Here is a 21,293-nt window from a genome sequence, read left to right as displayed (position 1 = left end):
AACAAATAAAACCAGGGATGCGCAAGTGAGCAGCAAATTAAAAAGCGGTTTTTCATTGTCACCAGTCCAGCAAAGGCTGTGGCAACTGGCGCAAAGAGATGGCCAGCAGACTTATCTGGTCAGCGTTGACTTTCATTGCGCTGGCGTGGATGAAGCACTATTGTGCCTTGCCTTTGACCATGTACTGGCCAGGCATGAAATCCTGCGCATGGAGTTTGGGGTATTGCCTGGCATGCAGTTACCTGTGCAGGCACCTGCTGAAACATTAGCGTCCACGCAAATAGCCCCACCACAGCTGGCTGCTATCCATGAAGACCAGCGCGCCTGCTTGCAAAAATTAAATGACAGTCATTACCGGCTAGGGTTATCTGCCTTGTGCGCCGATGCGCAGACGGCTTTGCTGATATTGACTGAAGTGGAAGAAAAGCTGGCCGATGCAGCATGGTGCGCCGCGACGCATGTTATAAAATTTGCGGAAGAAGACCTGCCCTTCACCAGTCTGGCTCAGTGGCAGCACGATATGCTGGCAGAGCCTCAGGATGTGCAATTGCCAGTCTGGGACGCAGCTAACAGTTTGGTAGCGGGCAATCTGCCAGACTGGCCTTTCATGCGCAGGCAACGCCAGGCTACACCCTATGTCAAGCGTCAACCTCTGGCCTTGTCCGCAGACATGTCTGCCGCACTCAGTGCCCTAGCTGACAAAAACCAGTTGCCAGTTGCGCATTTGCTTTATCTCGCCTGGGCAGTATTGTTATACAGATTAAATCCGCATTCACCTGCCGTGGCCTATCAGGCCAATGGCCGTGCCTATGAAGAAATGGCGGTGGCCATGGGGCCCATGGCCCGGTTTATCCCGCTGCATACTGTGATTAATCCGCATGCCAGCTTCATTACATTGCTGAAGACGCATAGCACCGCGATTGATGAAGCCTGCGCGCTGCAAGACTATATCGCACCGCTGGATAGCAAACAGGGTCTGGCGGCAGGTTTTTGCTGGCAGCAGGCGAGTGCAGGCAAACTGATAATGGCAGATGCGCCATTCGCCTGGACAGATGAATGCCTGTTGGTGTTGTCAGCTTATGCAGATGCAACAGGCCAGCTACAACTGTATGTTGATTACGATATGGCAGCCTGTGACTCTGCCTGCATGCACAATCTGGAAGAAGAATTGCTGACACTGCTGGCTTCCATAGTAGAGAGCCCCGATGCGCAGATAGATCAATTGACACTGCTAGGCCCCAATGAACGGCAGCAGATCATCTATGATTTTGCCGGACCGCTGGTGTCGATTGCAGAACCATGGCAGGCACCAGTGCAAGATATTCTTGCTTGCCTGGCAAAGCATCCCGAACAGATATTCATACAAAGCCCGCTGACCCAATTGAGTGGCCAGGCTTGTTTGCACCGCATAGCAGAACTGGCGCAACATGTGCTGCTGGCCAGGCAGCAGGATGAAGCCAAGGCCAGGGTGGTGGCAGTATTGCTGGACCGCAGTGTAGATATGATAGCCAGCCTGCTGGCGATACAGGTGGCAGGCGCAGCTTATTTGCCACTCGATACTGCCTATCCAGAAGAGCGCATTGCCTTCATGTTGCAGGACAGTGGTGTCAGTGTATTGCTGACCAGCGCAGCTATTGCTGCTCAATTCAAACAGCAGGCTGCTTTTGCAGGTTTGCTGGAAAAGATAAAGCTGATCACGGTTGATACCTTGCCCGCACTTGAAGATACAGCGGAGTCGCAATTTCCCATTCTGCGAACCGGTGATCTCGCCTATCTGATTTATACCTCAGGTTCTACCGGCCAGCCCAAGGCTGTCGCCGTAACACATGGCGCACTCGCCAATCACATGCAATGGATGCTCAGGGATTTACCGCTGGATGCAGAAGATGCAGTGCTACAAAAAACTGCCATCAGCTTCGATGCCTCAGTCTGGGAAGTATTTGCACCCTTGATGACAGGTGCGAGACTGGTGCTGGCAGCCCCCGGCGTCGAAAGAGACCCTGAAGCCTTGTTGCAGACCCTGCAGGATTTTGATATCAGCGTGCTGCAACTTGTGCCCAGCATGTTGCGCATGATGGTAGGGCAAGCTGAATTTGCCAAATGCCTGCGCCTGCGTCGCCTGTGTTGCGGCGGTGAAGTGCTGGATGCTGAACTGGCGCGCCAGGTGTTGGCGGCCTTGCCAGCCGGTGCAGAGTGCATCAACCTGTACGGCCCTACTGAGGCCACAGTGCAAGTCGTTTATGAAAAAGTCAGCATGGATGACATGGTGGTTGCCATCGGCAAGCCCATAGACAATACCCGCATCTATGTCCTCGATGAATACCTGCAGCCGCAAGCCATAGGCGTGCGCGGTGAATTGTATGTGGCAGGTGCCAGCCTCGCGCAAGGCTATTATCAGCGTGATGCCTTGACGGCAGAGCGTTTCGTCAGCGATCCGTTCGTGCATGGCGAACGCATGTATCGTACTGGTGACCTTGGTGCCTGGCGCATGGACGGCAAGCTTGATTGTTTTGGCCGTGCAGACCGGCAGGTCAAGCTGCGCGGCTACCGTATAGAACTGGGTGAGATAGAAGCCATTGTTGCAGTTCAGCCTGAGGTGTTGATGGCTGCCGTGGTAGTGGACAGGGATGTCGCAAACATAGACCAGTTACTGTGCTTCTATACGCTCAAACCAGGGGCCAGCCTGACCGTCGCCAGTATCAAGGAAAAACTGGCGGCTGCTTTGCCCGATTATATGCTGCCAAACTGGCTGATACCGATTGATGCCTTCCCATTCATGCCCAATGGCAAGATCGATAACAAGGCCTTGCTGAAGCTGCGGCCATCAAATACCGCCATCTCGCAGGCACCGCGTGACACGCTGGAAATGCGCCTGGAACGTATTTGGGAAAGCGTGCTGCATGTATCCCAGGTTGGTATCACCAGTAATTTCTTTGATCTCGGTGGGCATTCCCTGTTGGCCGTGCGCCTGATGGCGGAGATAGAAAAAGAATTTGCCCACAGGCTGCCGCTGACTTCGCTATTCTCTGCACCCACCATTGCTGCCCAGGCAGAACTATTGCGCAACGAGAGCCTGCAGCTAGACCCGGTAGTCATACCGATACGCGCTGGCAACGCCCAGCATACGCCCATCGTGCTGGTACACCCTACTGGTGGCAGTGTATTGTGTTATCGCGACCTGGCCAGCGGTTTGACGACAGACCGGCCAGTAATCGCCCTGCAAGACCCTGGCCTCATGGGGGAAGCGACTTATACAAGCGTGGAAGAACTGGCCAGCCTGTATCTGGACAAGATCGCCCCGCTGGTCAAGGACCAGCGCTATCTGCTGGCAGGCTGGTCCTCGGGCGGCATCATTGCTTATGAAATGGCAAGGCAGGCGCTGGCACGCGGTTATGAAATTGCCTTCCTGTGCCTGATAGACAGCCAGGTTGCGCCACTGGCGGAATCTGCGCCGCCGCGTGAACGTTTATTGCGCTCCATCTCGCGCCTGATTGCGCATAAGGCAGAAATCGCCTGTCCTGATTTATCTGGTCTGCCATTTGATACTGCATTACAGCGCTTGCTGGAACTGGCACGCGAAGCTGATTATGTACCGCCACATGCCGATGAAAAAGAAATCACCCGTTTATTCCATGTATTTGAAAAAAATGTAACTGTCATAGGCCGTTACGCCGCTGGCCCTTTGCCGCGACGTACCCTGCTCATGAAAGCCACACAGGCTTTGCCGGAGGCGATACGCGAAGCAGCAGTGCATTACAACTCTGAAGAAAAAAACCTGGGCTGGGACAAACTCTGCTTTGTCAAAGTGCGCGATATCGTCGGCGACCATATGTCGATGATGGAGACACCAAGAGTCAATGCGGTAGTAGCAGCCCTGGACCAGGAATTGAAGGAAGTCGAGCGCTTGCATGGCCTGGGGCGGCAGATACTCTTGCCCATGCTGGGCCTGTAGACAGGGATGAAAAACTTGTTTTGCTACTGTAAACATTGATGAGGGCTGGAACAAATATGGAAATGGTTTTTCCCCTGACGGCCATGCAACAAGGCATGCTGTTTCACCATCTGCGTGAACCGGCCAGTGCTGCTTATTTCCAGCAATTGCAGGTACGCCTGCAAGGTGAGATCAATACAGCAAAGCTACAGCAAGCCTGGGAAGCTGTCATCGCCCATCACTGCGCCTTGCGCATGCGCTTCCTTTGGGCGGGAGACCAGCCACGCCAGCAATTGCAGGCTGCAATCGTCCTGCCATTCAAAGTTGTCGATTACAGCCATTTACCAAAGCAAGAACATGAAGCCTTGCGCCAGCAATTCTTGCAGGCAGACAGCCAGCAAGGCTTTGCACTGGATAGCGCGCCGCTGATGCGCGTCAGCATATTGCGTTGGGCTGAACATGAATGGGAGATGGTCTGGAGCCATCATCACCTGATACTCGATGGCTGGGCATCCGGCCTGGTGCTGGCTGCGGTGGCGCAACGGTATGCAGATTTATTGCAGGGCAAGGCAGTCAGCCTGCCAGCAGAGCGCCCTTATACCGATTTTTTACAGTGGCTGGGTAAGCGCGATAACCTGGCGGCAGAAGATTACTGGCGTCATTCCCTGCGCGGCTTTGAGCAGGCGACCAGCTTGCCGGTGCTGAAACGCAATACGGGAGCCGCTGCAAAAGTCCTGGCTTTTGAAAATCTGCTGTCTGCTGATGACTTTAGTGCATTATCAGTTCTGTCGCAAACAACCGGAGTGACCACTGTCAGTGCCATCATGGCTTGCTGGGGTTTGCTCTTGTCAAGATATGCAGGTAGCAAGGATGTGCTGTTTGGTGTCACCACTTCTGGTCGCCCTGCTGAACTGGATGGGGTAGAGCAGATGGTAGGTCTGTTCATCAATACCATTCCGCTCCGCATCAAACATGGCACTGACCACAGCATTGTCAACCTGCTGACCGATGTACACAGACACCTGGCCGCATCGCGTGAACATGAACACAGCAGCCTTAGCCGCATTGCCGAATGGAGTGAACTGCCATCGGGCCATGCGTTGTTTGACACTATCGTCGTCTATGAAAATTACCCGCTGGCGGTGCAGGGCAATAAACTCGGTAATGCCAGCATCATTGATTACTATTTGCAGGAAGAATCGAATTATCCGCTGACCTTGATTGTCGAGTCCAAAGATGATGGCATGCACTTACGCCTGCTGGCAGACACTGCCCGTATAGAGCCTGCAACAGCGCAAGCCATGCTAGAGCAATATCGCTTCTTGTTGCAGCAACTCGCGCATGCCAGTGGTGAACAAGCCGTCAGGGATATTCACCTGCTGACAGCAGAGCAACGTGAACTGCAACTGCAGCAATGGAATGACACTGCCTGCACTTATGACACTACGGCCACGCTGGCGAGTATTTTCATAGACCAGGCAGCACGCACGCCGAATGCCACAACCCTTATCGATGCGCAAGGCAGCATGAGCTATGCGAGTTTGCAAGAAAGGGTCAGCCAGGTGGTACATGCCATCAATACCCTGGGATTGAGCGCAAATTCACCAGTCGCCGTCAGGCTCACGCGTGACCGCGAAATGCTGGTTGCCTTGCTGGCTGTGGTCGCTAGCGGCCATCACTATGTGCCGATAGAACCGCAACTGCCTGCCGTCCGTGTCATGGCAATTTTTGATAGCCTGCCAGTGCGCAGCATATTGACGGTCAGCAGTTTGATGGAGAGCACGCAGGCCCTGGCAAATGAGCGGCAATTGCAAGTCGTCTGTGTTGACCAGACAACGGCTTTGCCAGTCGCAGCCTTGCAAAACCAGGCGCGTCCGCAAGACCCGGCTTATGTAATCTTTACTTCAGGTTCCACTGGCAAGCCCAAGGGCGTACTGGTCTTGCATCAAAAAGCCATCAACCTTATAGAGTGGGTGAACCACACATTTGATATAGGCGCGCAGGACAAGCTCTTGTTCGTCACTTCACCTGCATTTGATTTGTCGGTGTATGACATATTTGGCATATTAGCCGCAGGCGGTATCGTCAGGATCGCCAGTGAAGCCGAGATTGCAGACCCTGAGCGTTTACTGAAAATAATAGAAACTGAAAATATCAGCTTCTGGGATTCAGCCCCGGCAGCCTTGTGGCAACTGGAATCATTATTGCCGCAGCGCTCAGCGACTTCCAGGTTGCGCCTGATCTTCCTCAGTGGTGACTGGATACCACTGGCCCTGCCAGACCGCATGAAGGCAGCTTTCCCAGGCGTCTGCGTCGTTGCGCTGGGTGGTGCAACCGAAGCAACGATCTGGTCTAATTACCATATCGTTGGAGAGCTACAGCCAGACTGGGTCAGCGTTCCTTATGGCAGACCGATACAAAATGCCCGCTACTACATACTTGATGCAGACTTGCAGCCATTGCCTGTGGGCCTGCCCGGCGACTTGTATATAGGCGGTGATTGCCTGGCCGAAGGCTATGTTGGCCAGCCTGAGTTGACGGCAGAACGCTTCCTGCATGATCCCCATGCCAGGCCAGATCAAAAAGATGCACGTATGTACAAGACCGGTGACCGTGCGCGGTTTTATCCTGATGGCGTCATGGAATTCCTGGGTCGTCTTGATAACCAGGTCAAGATACGCGGTTTTCGCATAGAGCTGGGCGAGATAGAAATCGCCATGGGCAGGCATGCAGCGATACGCGATGCGATTTGCATAGTGCATGACCATAATGATGGCGGCCCGGCCTCGGGCAAATCTGATAAGGAATTGATTGTCTACTACGTCCTTCATCCCGGTCAGAACCTGGGGGCAGAGGAATTGCGCCTGTATCTGCAAGCTCAACTGCCAGCCAGCATGTTGCCCTCGCATTTCTTGCAGCTGGATAGCGTGCCAGTGTCAGTCAATGGCAAGGTAGATAGAAAAAACCTGCCACTGCCTGAGCGCAAGGACAATGCATACGTAACGCAGCAGGCTGGTACTGATGCGGTACAAGACATCATCGCGGCGGCATGGTCAGAAGTATTGTCTGTGCCAGGCGTGCATGCCACTGATGATTTTTTTGCCCTGGGTGGACATTCATTGCGTGCAACCGCCGTCATGGCGAGGTTGCGCGCAGCCTTCGCGGTGGACCTGCCTTTGCGCCTGATATTTGAATATACGACATTGCAAACTCTGGCCGCAGCAGTGCGCGAATTATTGAGCGGTCATGCGCAAGCACAGGCAGTGACTTTGCCCACATTGAATCGCACTCAGGGTTTGCCTTTGTCACGCGCGCAATCGCGCCTGTGGTTTTTGCACCAGATGGAACCAGCCAGCGCCAACTATAATGTAGCACTGGCGGCACGGCTGGATGGCAATCTGGACCAGGCTGCTTTCCAGCGCGCTGTACAACAAGTGGTGGTGCGCCATGAAATATTCAACTTGCGCATACAAAAGCAAGGGCAGGGTGCTGTCATGCAGGCCGTGGCTGATGAGGCTAGTCTGGCAATTCATGTCGAAGATGTCAGTGCACAAAATCTGGATGAAACACAGATCAATACCAGACTCAAACAACTGGCCAGCCAACCCTTTGATCTGGAAAATGAAAGACCGGTACGCCTGAGCCTCCTGCTCAATGGCGACCAGCAAGCCTATGTGCTGATACTGATACACCATATCGCCACCGATGGCTGGGCGATTGCCCTGTTTGCACAAGAACTCTTGCAGGCATATGCTGCTGAAGTAAGCAACACTCAAGCATTTGCGGAGCCCGCGTTGCAATATGCCGATTTCAGCCACTGGTGGGAACAGCAGGTACAACAGCAGTACATGAACAAGGAAATGCAATACTGGAAGCAGCAACTGGCTGCCTTGCCACGTCTAAACTTGCCTACCGATTTCCCTCGTCCGGCAAACAGCAGCCATGCTGGTACACGCATCAGCTTCGGGCTTGATGCCAAACTGTCCGATGATTTGCGCCGTGTCGCACGTCAGCACTCAGCTACGCTGTTCATGCTCTTGTTGACGGCTTTTGAAGTTGTCCTGCGCTACAGGTCTGGCCAGGATGATATTGTGGTTGGCAGCGATATCGCAGGCCGGGATCATCCGCTGGCAGAAAAAATCCAGGGCTTTTTCGTCAATCAACTGGTCTTGCGCAGCAATTTTGCTGATTGCAACAGCTTTGCCGATATGCTGGGCAAGGTCAGGCAAACCAGCTTGCAAGCTTATTTCAACCAGCATCTGCCATTTGATTTACTGGTGCAGGAATTGAACCCGCCACGCGATGCCGGTGGCATGCCGCTATTCCAGCACAAGTTTGTTTTGCAAAATGCACCGCTGGCGCAACTCGATAACCAGCACTTCCAGATACAGGCAGTCGATTTGCATACCGATACGGCCAAATACGATTTGCTGCTGACTGTCATTGATGAGCCACAAATGCATGCCACACTGGAATTTAGTACCGAATTATTTACTGCAGCAACTGCACAAAGCATACAGCGAGAATTTATCGCCGTGCTGGGTCAGGTCGCCGCCGCCGCCAGTATCAGCTATGCCAGTCTGGCGAGCATGTTGTCACTCGATGGTGCAGAACGCCAGGAAGCGGCAAAACGTGACTTGCGCAAAAGTGGCTTGCAAAGACTGAAAGAATTGCGCAAGCCTGGGGTAACCACATGAACAACATCATCATGAAAGATGCGATGACGGAGCAAGCAAGCATTACTGCCCACAAAGTAGAACGGGTTTTGTGGGATGTGAAGACAGAAGCAGCTGATCTGCATGCAGCTCTGTCAGCTATTTTGCCCGACCTTGATACGCGGCTGGCGGCACTGCGCCAGGAACTGCCCTGTGCGCATGGTATTAATCCCTTTCAGTCTGGTGCATACCAGCGACCTTATCGCCATCTGCGGGCTTTTTACCAGGATACCGGCGCAGGTGTGCTAGCGCATAAAGGGACGGAGGTGTATGCGCATGACCGTGACCAGCATCTGGCGGTATTATCGCAATTCCGTATTGATTACCCTGTACGCGGTAAGTCACTTTTCTCTGCGGCTGAGCATTTTGCCCTGGTCGAACAAAAAATCCCGCTGGCCATCAGCGCCTTTGAAGCGGTGGAAGACGCGAAAGCTGCCTGCATGTTGCAGCAAGCGCATCTACAGCGTTTTGGCCAATTGGCTTGCATACCCACACCCTTGCTGGTGCTAGCTTGGCCTGCGTCCGCGCGGGAAAGTCATCTCACTGCTTTGCGTAGCCTGCTGTCAGAAAGGGCGATGCGCATAGTCGAAACTTCGTCCGCAGATGGCCTGGCGGCGATTATCTATTACTACCCCAGCCTGCCACTACGCGTTGCGCATTTGCCTGTGGAATTGAAAAAGCTCGGCACCGCACCCTGGCTGCAAAGACTGAGCAGCCTGACAGCAGGCTATGGATTGACGCCGGAGCATGTGGTCGATCGCTGGATAGACCTCGTTGCCCGTATGCTGGCACTGGGTTTCTTGCCTGGCCGCACAGAACACATAGGCATAGGCCATTGCCTGGAAATGCAAAATGCCGTCATTGATGGCGGCTTTGTCGATCTGGGTTCCATCATCTCCATGGCTGAAGTCAGGAGCGATGCCGCTTTCATGGAAATGCTGATGGCTGCCTTTGCTGACCTCAGTAAAACCGTGCGCCACTTCATGCTGGGGCCGGTGGCCGATGTAGAAGCAGAGTATCGTAACCCGTCCTTACTCATGCTGGCCTGCCTGCAAAGAGTCGTGCCTGCGCTTTTGCAAAGACTGCGCACTTATCCTGATCTGGAGCCACGCCTGCAAGCCTATCTGGATCGCAGTGAGACTAGTTGTTTCAGCGCACTGGTTGAAGAATTCCGGCACCTAAGCCCGGCCATGCTCAACCCGGTGGAGCATGCATGATGACAGCTCGACTACTTACCGAAATGGTGCCTGGCCTGGATGCGATGTATAAACCTGTCGATCTGGTACAAAGGCCGACTCCCATCAGCCATGAAGCCAGTCTGGCAGCACGCTGGAAGCTACAGGAGTTATGGGTCAAGCGCGATGACCTTAGTTCCCCATCTATGGCGGCAGCAAGGTCAGGAACCTCGAATATTTCTTTGGTGATGCAATAGCCAAAGGCGCGACCAGTGTCGCCACCATGGGGCCACTTGGCAGTCATCAGGTATTGGCGACTGCCACCTTTGCCCGTATCCATGGCCTGCATGCACGCGCCTTGCTGACACCGCAACCGAATGTACATGAGGCTGGCTTGAACAAGCGCCTGTTGCCAGCACTGGGCATGGAATTCCTGCGCTGTGAACGCTTCCTTGATGTGCCCATGGCTTTCCTGCGCATACGTTATCGTCGCCATCAGGGGCAGCGCCCTTACTGGATACCACCAGGCTCGCATCATCCCATAGGCGTGCTGGGCGTCATCGAAGGTGCGCTGGAAATTGCGGCGGCCATCAAAAGCGGTGAGCTGCCCATGATAGATGACATCGTCGTCCCCACCGGTACTTGCGCTACCGCATCCGGCGTCTGGCTGGGCTTGGCAATGGCGGGTTTGCCTATACGTGTGGTAGCGGTGCGCATGGTGCCCATGATGATCACTGGCCCAGGCAAGATGAAAAAGCTGGCGATGAAAACCCTGGCCCTGTTGCGCGAAGCTGGTTATACCAAAGAGCCACAGTTTGGCGACATACTCTGGGTTGATGACTTTGCCGCACCAGGTTATGGGCAAAGCAATGCGGACGCCGACGCAGCCGCCCAAGAAGTGGCAGAAGCCAGTAACTTCCGCACCGAGACCACCTATATCTCCAAGACACTGGCGATGTTCCGCAAGTCCACCCTGCAAGGGCGGCGCGTGTTGTTCTGGAATACCTATAGTGCGGTTGATCCTGATCCTTCCACCATTTGTGCAAAGGCGGCAGCATGAGTAGCTTGAGCTTATCCCTGCTTGATCTGGGCATCATCGCCCCTGGCCAGAATGGTGCAGATGTACTGGCACAAGCCTTCAGGATGGCAAAGCTGGCCGACCAGCTAGGTTATGAGCGACTGTGGCTGGCTGAACACCACGAATCCCATTTCTCCTGGGCGGCGCCGGAAATGATGCTGGCTGCGCTGGCGCAAGCTACGCAGCGTATAGGGCTGGGCTCGGCGGCAGTATTACTGCCCCTGTATAGCCCGCTGGCTGTGGCTGAAAATTATCGTGGCTTATCTGCCTTGTCAGGCGGTCGGGTTGTTTTGGGCGTTTGTGGCGGCGTGCCCGCTGATCCTGTTGCACTGGCCGCATTGACAGGCTCTGATGAGCCGCCTGCTGTCATTACCAAACAGTTTGCGCAGAAGCTGGCAGATCTGCAGCGTTATCTTGGTGGTGATTTTCTGGAAGGCCATCGCTTTGCCCACGCCGCCACACCATGCTTTGCTGAAAGGCCGCCACTGTGGATCATGGGTTCAGGTTTTGGCACGGCAGAACTGGCAGCAAAGTCAGCAGCCAGTTATGCCTATTCGCTATTCCATCGCGCCAGCACGCAGGATGCTGCCATCACCGCTGCCTATCAACGCCAGTATGGCGAATATCAGGGCAATACAGACAAGGCAGAAATAGCCATCGCTCTCAGTTGTGTCTGTGCTGATACCGAAGAGATTGCCGAGGCTCAAAAGCAGCAAGTGGAAAGCTGGATAGGCAGCACCATGCGCGTCAACATCTGTGGCACTCCGGCATCCTGCCGCGACCAGTTACTCGCGATACAGGAGCGCTACGAGACAAACAATATCATCATCTATCACATGTGGCATCTCGAAGAACGCAAGCGTGCCGCTATTGTCGCGCTGGCAGAATTATTTCAACTGGAAGCTGATTTGAAGCCATGACACTGAGCCTGTTAGAAAAATTCCGTGCCGACCTCGACAGTGATGCGCATGCAGCAGCCATGTCCTGGGTGCCAGAACGTTCGCAAGACCTGGCAGAGCATCTGAGCCGTGCAGAACTGGATGCGGCCAGTGAATGCATAGCCCGTGGCCTGTTGCAACTGAGCTGGCCTGAAGATCATCCGCGCATGATGATACTGGCGTTTTCACCCGGGCTGGATTTCATACAGGCCTTTCTCGCCTGTCAGATGGCGGGCGTCATCGCTATTCCCATCGCCATGCCAAGACGCGGACGCGAAGCACATATACTCGAAGCCATCGTCAGCAATTGCGGCGCGACGATGACGCTGACCAGCGAGACTGAAGTGTTGCGATTACAGGATGTGTTTGCCGCCAACCCGGTTCTCGAAGGCATGCACATACTCAGTACCATACAGTTGAAGGTATTGGGCGAGGGGCGCAGCATGGCGAGGTACAAGGCACAGGAGCATGCCTTCATCCAGTACACCTCAGGTTCCAGCAGCCTGCCCAAGGGTGTGCTGGTCAGTCATGCCAACCTGGCAGCCAACCTGGCACTCATACAAAAAGACTTCAGGGTTGATCCCGAGTTTGTCATGGTCAACTGGCTGCCGCATTATCATGACATGGGCCTGATAGGCGGTTTGCTGACGCCACTGTATGGCGGCATACCCGGTGTCAGCATGGCACCGTCAGCCTTTATCAAACGACCGGTGCGCTGGTTGCAACTGATATCGGCACAAGAGAGCGGTCGCAAAGTCATGTCCGGTGGCCCCAATTTTTCTTATCAGCTTTGTGCTGACCGGGTGGCCGATGCCGATATAACAGACTTGCGCTTGCATGCCTGGAAGACTGCTTACAATGGTGCTGAACCTATACGCGCCATCACCCTGCAAAAATTTGAACAACGCTTTGCTCCGGCAGGCTATTCGAACATGAATATGCTGACCTGCTATGGCCTGGCAGAAACCACACTGTTTGCTACGGGCAACCATGACCCTGTCATACGTCCTGTTTCCGTACTGGGTCTGGAGCAGGGCAATATAGGTGCACCGCTGAATGAAGAAGACAGCCGCCTACTGGTCGCCAGTGGTCATGCCGACCCTGAACGCATAGCCATTGCCGACCCGGTCAGCAAACTCAGGCTGGCCGATGGCAAGATAGGCGAAATTTGGATCACTGGCCCCAGTGTGCCTGAGACTTACTTCAATAATCCTGAGCAAAGCCAGCTGACTTTCCATGCACAGTTCGCTGACCGGCCTCAGTCGCGCTATCTGGTGACCGGCGATATCGGTGCCATTGTTGAAGGGCAACTCTACGTGACTGGTCGCAGTAAAGAGTTAATGATACTTAATGGCCGCAATATATATCCACACGATGTGGAAGCATTGGTACAGAATACGGTAAGCGGGATTGAGGATGTCGCCGTTTTTTCTTATGATGATGCGAGTGCAAAAAGTGAAAGCATTATCGTCATCTGTGAGTTGGCACGCACTGCACGCGGCTGGTTTGCAGACACGGCTGAGCAGATGCTGAGTGCAGAACTCGAAAAACTCGCCAACCAGATCAGGCTGGCAGTAGCACCAGCAGAAATTGCGATTACCCATCTGCGTTTTGTTGGTCCCATGGGCATCAGCAAGACCACCAGTGGCAAGACCAGCTATGGCCAGAATCGCAGGGCGTTTTCTGAATTGCCAGAAAGCATCAGATCACGCACAGCATCAGCAGAATTCCGCAGCAAGGATTAAGCCTTCTATCCAGGAAAAACAATGACAGAAAAACTGGCAACAAAATCATGGAATGCAGAACAGCTGGAAGACTGGCTCATCCGGCGGGTAGCTCAGTTGATGGGACAGGCCGAAAATGACATAGACCCCGACATGCCCTTCAGCAGCCTGGGCCTGGATTCTATCAATGTCATGGACCTTATCGTCGAGCTGGATGATTTGCTGGGCATAGAAATTGAATCGACCATCGTCTGGGATTATCCGACGATACATCTGTTAAGTGCATACATAGCGACATTGATAGGGCATTGAGAGACATTCAGAGACTGCAAGGTAGCACGCCAGTCGGCATGGGTAATTTAAACCGGAGCAAGCATGAGCGATCAAACGGCAGCACCCAAAAAAGAAAACAGCAAACCCGCAGACGGCGAGCATAAAACCAGTTTCTGGGGCTTCATCGGCCAGGCACTGGGTCTGGCCTTTACTTACCGCCTGCTGGCCAGCCTGGTGGCATTGGCCTTGCTGGTGCAGATAGGTTTTAATCTGCTCATGCCCTTAAGCTACCGCTATATCTTCGACAAGGCCATCGTCAACAAGGACATGCCTCTGTTGGCAATGCTGCTGGGCATACTGGCTGTGGGTTTCCTGCTCAACGCGGGTGCTGGCCTGATGCAGGACTTTGGTACGGCCACCATAGGTTCACGTATCTCCAAGAGTTTGCAGGAAAGGATGTTCGCCAACCTGCAAAAGCAATCGACTGATTTTTTCAGCAAGACACCGCAAGGCGACATCGTTGCCTGCTTTGGCCCTGATGTGATGGCGATAGAAACTGCCCTGGTGCGTGGCTTGCCCAGCTTTTGCATGCGCCTGGTGACCATCGTCACCAGCCTGGTTCTGTTATTCGTCATTGAATGGCGGCTGGCCATGGTGGCGCTGGTACTCATGCCGATGATTGCCTTTGCTCCCAAGCCATTTGGCCCGCGTGCGCGCAAGTTTGGCCGTTCACGCGATGACCTGCAATCCGGCAATGCAGGCCTGGTCCAAGAGAACTTGCTGAACCACCTGACCATACGCACCTTCAACCTCAGCAAATACCGTGAACAGCAATTCGGTGAAAGGTTGACGCGCTTGCAGGAAGATGATTTCAGGGCGAATTTCTTTACCTCCATGATAGGCCGTTCTACCAATGTCGCTGCCGGTTTCTTGCAGATAGGTGTGCTGGGTGTCGGTGCCATCCTGGCTGTCATGGGTTTTCTGACCACCGGTCTGCTGATTGCCTTTATAGGCTTGTTGCTTAATATTGGTGGAGCTACCGATAACCTGACCCAGGCCATCCCCTTGCTGGTACAGGGCATGAACAGTTATTCGCGCATACAAAAACTGCTGGGCGCGCAGCCAGCATTGCCCGATAGCCCCACAGCCACAGCACTGCCAGCGATACAGGAAAACCTCAAACTGCAAGGCGTGGAATTTGCCTATCAGGCTGATCATCCCATCCTGCGTGGCGTCGATATAGAAATCCCGGCGGGCAAGACGGTTGCCATCGTCGGTGGCTCCGGCTCCGGCAAATCGACGGTACTGTCTTTGCTGATGCGCTTGTATGATCCCAACAAGGGCAAGATCTTGCTCGATAATGTGGACTTGCGTGATGGTACAGAAGCATCGCTGCGCGCACAAACCAGCGTGGTCTTACAAAACACAGCCTTGTTCGACACCAGCATCGCAGAAAACATACGCATGGGCAGGCTGGATGCAACCGATGATGAAATTGTCGCCGCCGCCAAGGATGCGGGTATCCACGATCTGATAGAGACTTTCCCAGATGGCTACCAAAGCGTAGTCGGCAGCCAGGGCGGCAGCCTGTCGGGTGGACAGCGCCAGCGTATCGCCATAGCCCGTGCGCTATTGCGCAACCCACGCATACTTTTCCTGGACGAAGCCACTTCAGCACTTGATGCTCATACTGAAGCCGAGATAGGCGCGACCCTCGATGCCATCTCTGCCGACTGGACTGTGGTGTCCGTCACGCATCGCTTTACCCATATCACCAATTACGATCTCATCATCGTCATGGAAAAAGGCCAGGTGGTCGAGTCGGGCACGCATGAAGAACTACTCGCCAAGGATGGCCGCTATGCCATGCTGTGGCGCAAGCAAAGCGGTTTTACCATTACTGATGACGGTAAGGCCAGCGTATCTGTAGAACGTCTCAGGGGCATCCCTTTCCTGTCTGAATGCTCGGACGAAGTCTTGCAAAAACTCTCGAAGTCGCTGGTGTCAGAATCCTTTGCCGCAGGCAAACCGGTATTTGAAGAGGGCGAGCCTGGTAGCAAGTTCTACATCGTCGCCCGTGGCAAGCTGGAAAACTATGTGAAGCTCGAAGGTGACAAAGAAACGCCGCTGGGCATGCTCGATGACGGCGACTACTTTGGTGAAATGGCCCTGATACGCCCGGTACCGCGCACCTGGTCTGTGCGTGCGGTGGTCGATAGTACCTGCATCAGTCTCGACAGGCAGCAATTCATGGAGTTGATGGATGCGGATCCTAAACTGAAAGAAGCGGTGACAACGACCGCCTATGAAAGGGCGGCGGAGTGGACGCAGGCGATCATGGAAGCCGCAGATGCCTGATTGTCAGATAGGACGGTAAAAAGTAAAAAGCTCTCGCAAAAAAATTGCGAGAGCTTTTTGTGACGGCTTGATGAATTCAGAAGCGTGCCAGTGCAGCATCCTTGTTCGCCTGTATATCCAGGATGGCATTAAAACCACTGACCAGAAATACTTCATTGATCGATTCATTCAAGCTGCACAAGACCAGCTTGCCGCTGGCTGCCTTGGTTTTCTTGGCTGTCAGCAAGATCACGCGCAAACCAGCGCTGCTGATATAGGCAAGCTCAGAAAAATCGATGAGGATGTGCACCTCGCCAGCCTCAATGGCAGCCAAAATTTCTTTCTCAAATGCGGCAGAATTATTGCTGTCCAGGCGGCCAGCAGGTGTAAATGTTTTTATATTCGGCATAATGATCCTGACAGGAAAGTTTGTGAGCTAAATGCTGCCTATTCTAGACGTAATTTCGACGCAAATCGTACTTTTAACAACGCAAAAATAATAATATTTTTTTGCGCTTTGTTAAAAGCTAGACATCATTTCTGTGCAAGTGTACTATTGCCTTCGCTGCCTAAATTTTAAGCTGAAACGGGTGGCATAGAGTTTCGTTTCATTCCGATATTATTTTCGTTGAACCACGTAAACTAGGGGTAAGAAAAATGGCACATTTATATGACCAACTGGCATCTGCAATCGCAAAATCAGCACAAGATCCTGCATACCGTACCAAGTTGCTGTCTGACCCAAACGGCACTTTGAAATCTGATGGCGTTGATATCGGCGGCGCAAAAGTTTCCATGGAATGGACAGAGATCACCAATGTATTGAGCATCCTCGTCGAAAACGGCGGTGCAAACTGGACAGGCTCCATCGTTCTCAGTATCAAGAAGTAATTCCCTGCAGTAACAGAGGTAGCAGAGCACATGGCTCATCCGGGTCATGTGCCTGATGTCAGTAACCTGGCATTATTCCAGAGAACAATACTCCCCAAGTAAATCACCGGCATCTATAAAGGCAGGGATATTTTTTTCTGTCTTGCATGCATGCTCAAGCCACTCGCCGGATCTGGCTTTTCTGCTTGCCAATGCAATGAGATGCTGCCCGTCATGCTGCCTGAGCGCAAAATCCCATTCCCCTCCATTGTCATTGTCAGGTCGCCTCAACAAGCTGACCCTGGATGCGGCATCCACACTGAAAACCAGTCGCCGTGCATCGGCGGACAGACCTTCGCCCGTAGCTTTCAGATAGGCCTCTTTTAGCACCCAGACTTCATAAAATTTTTTCGCCCTGTCCTTGTGTGGAGAAAGATTGATCTCTGCAATTTCTTCTTCGCTGCAAACCACGCTCATCAAATCATCAAGGTTCACGTCATGGTTGAATAATTCCACATCGACACCCAGAACGGCAGCATATTGCAATGCCACCACAACCAGGTCACCGGCGTGAGAAATACTGATGGCAGGAACAGGTATATTTTTTCCGGGAATCAAGACAAATGGCTTGCCTGTGGCGGTGGTGGCGACAGATATTTCTCCTGGAGAAACACCACTCATTTTTGCAACTGCCAGCTTGACCAGTGCACGGCCACCCAGATACCGGTCTCTGTCATCTTGCTGGAGATAGCGTTGGTGGCGCACATGCTCTGCCGCGCTTAACAGGGGTAGCAAGCTGCTCCGGTGTAAGCGCAATTGATCCAGCCTTGCTACCCATATAGCTGCTGCCTGGTTCAATTGCATATCGTTTGTGTGCGTGGTCATAGACAGGTTATATTCACTGGTGCCGCATTATATTCAGAACGCCGATAAAGGAATAGTATATTGAAAATCATCGCCTACCCATTCGCCGGTGGCAGCAGCTACAGCTATGCAAAACTGTCGCGTGAACATGCGCTCGAGTGGCTGGTGCTAGACCCGCCTGGGCATGGCAGTAATATGCGCCAGCCTTTGATGCACAGCATCCCCGAGATGGTAGCGGCTTTGCTCGAACCTACTTTGCGTGCAAGCGCTGGCAAACCTTATGTTCTGTTTGGACACAGCATGGGGGCCTATATAGCGCTGGCCATGCTGGACAGACTGGTGGAGCTGGGCGCCAGCCTGCCACAAAGACTGGTGTTGTCAGGCGCTGCCGCACCGCATAGCCGTGTATTACAACATCACGCAGAATTGCCGCACAAGGAATTTTGGAAATGGGTGGCAAACATGGGTGGCATTTCAGCAGAAGTGCTGGCGGAGCCGCAATTGATGGAATTATTTGAACCCATCCTGCGTGCCGACATAGGTGCAGCAGAGGCTTATGTCGATGGCAGCCAGCGCCAGCATGATGTACCTGTACGGGTGCTGTTGGGGCAAGATGACAGGATAGCGCTGGCCGATGGCATGGCCTGGGCTGAATGTTTTGTGAATGCGCCTGAAGTACATACATTTGCAGGCGGACATTTCTTCCTGTTTGATGAAGTCGAAAAAGTGCAAAGCCTGATCGCCTGAATGAAAAAAGCGTGGCCCTGGTCAGGACCACGCTTTATTATCAATACAGACCAGTTTTAGACCGGTTTTAGAAGCGATACAGCACAGACGCTTCAATCGCACGACCAAAGATAGGGCGGGCAAAGACCACGCTGCTGCCACTGCCGATAACGCGGGAATTACCTTCCGTCAGACCGAGTTGATTGGTCAGGTTGGTGCCAGCCAGACGGAATTCAAGATTGTCACCCAGACCCACCAGGATGCCTGCATCCAGCGTGTAATACTTGGGCAGTGATTGCTGGTTTTCTGCATCAGCAAAGCGTGCATCGACATGGGTGTAAGTGCCATACAGCTTGATATCGCCATTGTCGAACGGGATGCGGTAGCTAGGTGACAGGCGGAACTGCAACTTAGGCTGACGCTTCACTTCATTACCAGTATTGGTGCCATAGTTTTCATACTTCGATTGCTGATAGGCACCGCTGAGGGATATCTGGAAATTCTTGATCGGGCGGGCAGCCACTTCAAATTCCAGGCCTGAACCGCTGGAGCCACCTATCGCATTCACATTGCGGCCATCTGCCAAGAATTGTTGGAAGGGCAGGCCTGTGAAGGTATTGTGGAAGAAGGTCAGGTAGGCGCTGAAATATTCCGACACGCTCTTCAAGCCTATCTCATATTGCTTGACCTTGGTCACAGGTGCATTCACGCCATTGTCGCGTATGGTGTCGAACTGTGGCAGGGCAAAGCCAGAATTCAGACGTGCAAATACACTGAAATTTTCTGACACCTTGTAATTGCCACCGAGGGTATAAGATACTTCATTGTCAGAACGATCGACCGGAGTATTGCTGCCGCTCAGTACCGATGCGCTGTTGTTGTACAGGGTCAGCGGGTTATTATCCAGATCCACTGATTTTGGATTGGAGATAACGCCATTCAAACGACGGTTCTCGGTACGTACGCCAGCATCTACGCGGATGCGCTCATTGATCTTCCATTCATCTGCCAGGTAAAACGCCGTGTTCTGTGCCGAGAAATTTTCATTCAAGGTGTAGAAAGATGCGCCATCATGGCCATTGCCGCTGACGATCACGCCATTATTCAACTGCACATTGATAGGGCGGGCATTTGGTGTCGCTGTCATCAGCACGCTATTACCCAGATACCACATGTCCTTGGATGAATAGTCAGCATAATACAGGCCAGCGGTAAAGGTATGGTCTTTGATGATCTCTTTGCTGATGCGCAGTTCATCCGTGAAAGAACTCAGTTTCTTTTCTACCGACCAGATACCGGCAGACATTACTTGCTGGTCACCTGCCACTGCAGCGCCACCATTCAGATAAGTTGCCGTACCCGACACAGCCTGCTTGCCACCTGCCGCAGCTACTACGTTGGCCTGGCCATTGGCAGACGAGATGGCGCTGCTGATATAGCTGGACATGCTCATCGGGCTATTACCGGTGAAGATAGCTAGCGTAGGCGCATCACCGGAGAAATGATTGAGTTTGTTACTGATATTCCAGCCATTGATGGTTTGCGAAAAATCCACACCAAACAGATTGGCTTGCAGGCCGCGGCCATTTGCCAGGTCTTTATTGATGACCTGGCCAGGGCCGACTTCCAGCGCGACATTGCGCAATTCATTGCTGTACAGCGAACCGGTCAAAGGATCAAAGCCAGGGAAAGCCGTTGGCTTGCCACCCGCAGAGCTGGCAGAGATCAGCGGCACACCGGTATAGAAAGTATTTTTGTCATTGACGGTACGCGCATAAAAAGTCAGCTCGCCCTGGTCCAGTTTTCTGGTGACGCTGGCAGTGATTTGCCCGCCATCGTCTGCCGGATATTGCCCGTCACGCACACCTTGTGCCACTCGGTAAAAGCCACCTATGGTGCCATACCAGCCATCGGCAATCTTGCCGCCATAATAGCCATCAATACGACGCAGATTACCCGTGCCCACGGTAGCTCGCAAACTGCCCTCTGCCACATCACGGCCTTTCTTGAGCAGGAAGTTCATGGTCGCGCCAGGCTGGCCATTCGAGAAGATAGGGCTGGGGCCGCCGCGCAAGACTTCTACCCGTTCTATAGTGTCATCAATACGGAACAAGGATGATCCTTCCAGAAAAGACAGAGTCGGTGGCGGGAACAAAGGTGAGCCATTCATTTGTATCGTCACAAACGGCGCATCACCATCAATGGGGAAACCACGCACACCTATATTGGCACCGGCATTACCGCCACTGGATTCTGCATAAATACCGGGCACTATTTTCAGCAGATCGGCAGTGCTGCTCGGAGCAGCCTGTTTCAGTTGTTCTTCATTCGCAGTCGTGATGGAATAAGACGCATCGATCTTGCGCTGGCCACCGTTGCGGGCATTACCGGTCACGACGATTTGCTGGACTTCATCTGCCTTGGCTGGGGCAGTGGCATTAGCAGTATTGGCCGTTGCCGCTGTGTTGGTTTCTGGATTGCTGGCGACCTGGGCTTGCGCCTGGCTCAATAATGTCATCATGGCGATAGTGATCGCCGACAAGCGGAAAGGCTTGTTGCAGTTCATGTTGTGCTCCTGAATATTATTAAAGTTTGTCGTCCCTAACATCCGTTCAAGGGCAATACGTCCATTTTCCATGATACGCATTGTTGCCTCTTGCCA

The 21,293-nt window shown here is 53.2% G+C and carries 14 protein-coding genes; 11 read left to right on the top strand and 3 right to left on the bottom strand.

What is annotated here, in order from left to right:
- Positions 1–25: 25 nt before the first annotated feature.
- The 9 genes from UNDYM_RS18035 to UNDYM_RS17995 all read left to right on the top strand — a co-directional run bounded on the left by UNDYM_RS18035 (position 26) and on the right by UNDYM_RS17995 (position 16,192).
- Positions 26–3,952, top strand: a complete 3,927-nt coding sequence (locus UNDYM_RS18035; protein ID WP_162042264.1) for an amino acid adenylation domain-containing protein — start codon at positions 26–28, stop codon at positions 3,950–3,952.
- A 56-nt stretch (positions 3,953–4,008) separates the two neighbouring features.
- Entirely contained in the window at positions 4,009–8,628 is a 4,620-nt protein-coding gene (locus UNDYM_RS18030) for a non-ribosomal peptide synthetase (RefSeq protein ID WP_162042263.1), read from the top strand.
- Entirely contained in the window at positions 8,625–9,863 is a 1,239-nt protein-coding gene (locus tag UNDYM_RS18025; protein WP_162042262.1) for a hypothetical protein, read from the top strand. The genes UNDYM_RS18030 and UNDYM_RS18025 overlap by 4 nt, the downstream gene beginning before the upstream one ends.
- The gene (locus UNDYM_RS18020; protein ID WP_162042261.1) at positions 9,863–10,078 is read left to right on the top strand and encodes a hypothetical protein; all 216 of its coding nucleotides are present in this window, start codon (positions 9,863–9,865) and stop codon (positions 10,076–10,078) included. The genes UNDYM_RS18025 and UNDYM_RS18020 overlap by 1 nt, the downstream gene beginning before the upstream one ends.
- The gene (locus UNDYM_RS18015; protein WP_162044690.1) at positions 10,024–10,881 is read left to right on the top strand and encodes a pyridoxal-phosphate dependent enzyme; all 858 of its coding nucleotides are present in this window, start codon (positions 10,024–10,026) and stop codon (positions 10,879–10,881) included. Before UNDYM_RS18020 ends, UNDYM_RS18015 begins: the two co-directional genes overlap by 55 nt.
- Positions 10,878–11,819 (top strand): MsnO8 family LLM class oxidoreductase, encoded by a 942-nt coding sequence (locus UNDYM_RS18010; protein WP_162042260.1) that lies wholly within the window; start codon positions 10,878–10,880, stop codon positions 11,817–11,819. Before UNDYM_RS18015 ends, UNDYM_RS18010 begins: the two co-directional genes overlap by 4 nt.
- Complete coding sequence (locus UNDYM_RS18005) at positions 11,816–13,582, top strand: fatty acyl-AMP ligase (protein ID WP_162042259.1); 1,767 nt, start codon at positions 11,816–11,818, stop codon at positions 13,580–13,582. The genes UNDYM_RS18010 and UNDYM_RS18005 overlap by 4 nt, the downstream gene beginning before the upstream one ends.
- Positions 13,583–13,603: 21 nt before the next feature.
- On the top strand, positions 13,604–13,873 hold the full coding sequence (locus UNDYM_RS18000) for an acyl carrier protein (protein ID WP_162042258.1): 270 nt from the start codon (positions 13,604–13,606) through the stop codon (positions 13,871–13,873).
- 63 nt (positions 13,874–13,936) lie between these two features.
- The gene (locus tag UNDYM_RS17995) at positions 13,937–16,192 is read left to right on the top strand and encodes an ABC transporter transmembrane domain-containing protein (RefSeq protein WP_162042257.1); all 2,256 of its coding nucleotides are present in this window, start codon (positions 13,937–13,939) and stop codon (positions 16,190–16,192) included.
- Positions 16,193–16,268: 76 nt separating this feature from the next.
- Here the strand turns inward: UNDYM_RS17995 and UNDYM_RS17990 are convergent, their stop codons facing one another.
- Entirely contained in the window at positions 16,269–16,580 is a 312-nt protein-coding gene (locus UNDYM_RS17990; protein ID WP_162042256.1) for an STAS domain-containing protein, read from the bottom strand.
- Positions 16,581–16,828: 248 nt separating this feature from the next.
- Here UNDYM_RS17990 and UNDYM_RS17985 point away from each other — a divergent pair, with 248 nt between their 5' ends.
- On the top strand, positions 16,829–17,062 hold the full coding sequence (locus UNDYM_RS17985; protein ID WP_162042255.1) for a hypothetical protein: 234 nt from the start codon (positions 16,829–16,831) through the stop codon (positions 17,060–17,062).
- A gap of 72 nt (positions 17,063–17,134) precedes the next feature.
- Here UNDYM_RS17985 and UNDYM_RS17980 read toward each other — a convergent pair whose 3' ends face one another.
- The gene (locus UNDYM_RS17980) at positions 17,135–17,926 is read right to left on the bottom strand and encodes a 4'-phosphopantetheinyl transferase superfamily protein (protein WP_162042254.1); all 792 of its coding nucleotides are present in this window, start codon (positions 17,924–17,926) and stop codon (positions 17,135–17,137) included.
- A gap of 60 nt (positions 17,927–17,986) precedes the next feature.
- Here UNDYM_RS17980 and UNDYM_RS17975 point away from each other — a divergent pair, with 60 nt between their 5' ends.
- The gene (locus UNDYM_RS17975; RefSeq protein WP_162042253.1) at positions 17,987–18,652 is read left to right on the top strand and encodes a thioesterase II family protein; all 666 of its coding nucleotides are present in this window, start codon (positions 17,987–17,989) and stop codon (positions 18,650–18,652) included.
- A gap of 67 nt (positions 18,653–18,719) precedes the next feature.
- Here UNDYM_RS17975 and UNDYM_RS17970 read toward each other — a convergent pair whose 3' ends face one another.
- Positions 18,720–21,197 carry a TonB-dependent siderophore receptor gene (locus UNDYM_RS17970; protein ID WP_162042252.1) on the bottom strand — a complete coding sequence of 826 codons (2,478 nt, stop codon included), beginning with the start codon at positions 21,195–21,197 and terminating at the stop codon, positions 18,720–18,722.
- Positions 21,198–21,293 lie beyond the last annotated feature (96 nt).

The organism is Undibacterium sp. YM2 (assembly GCF_009937975.1).
In the GTDB taxonomy this organism is placed as follows: Bacteria; Pseudomonadota; Gammaproteobacteria; order Burkholderiales; family Burkholderiaceae_D; genus Undibacterium.
The sequence above is the reverse complement of the archived record's forward strand: the minus strand, read 5'-3'. Positions and strand labels throughout refer to the sequence as shown.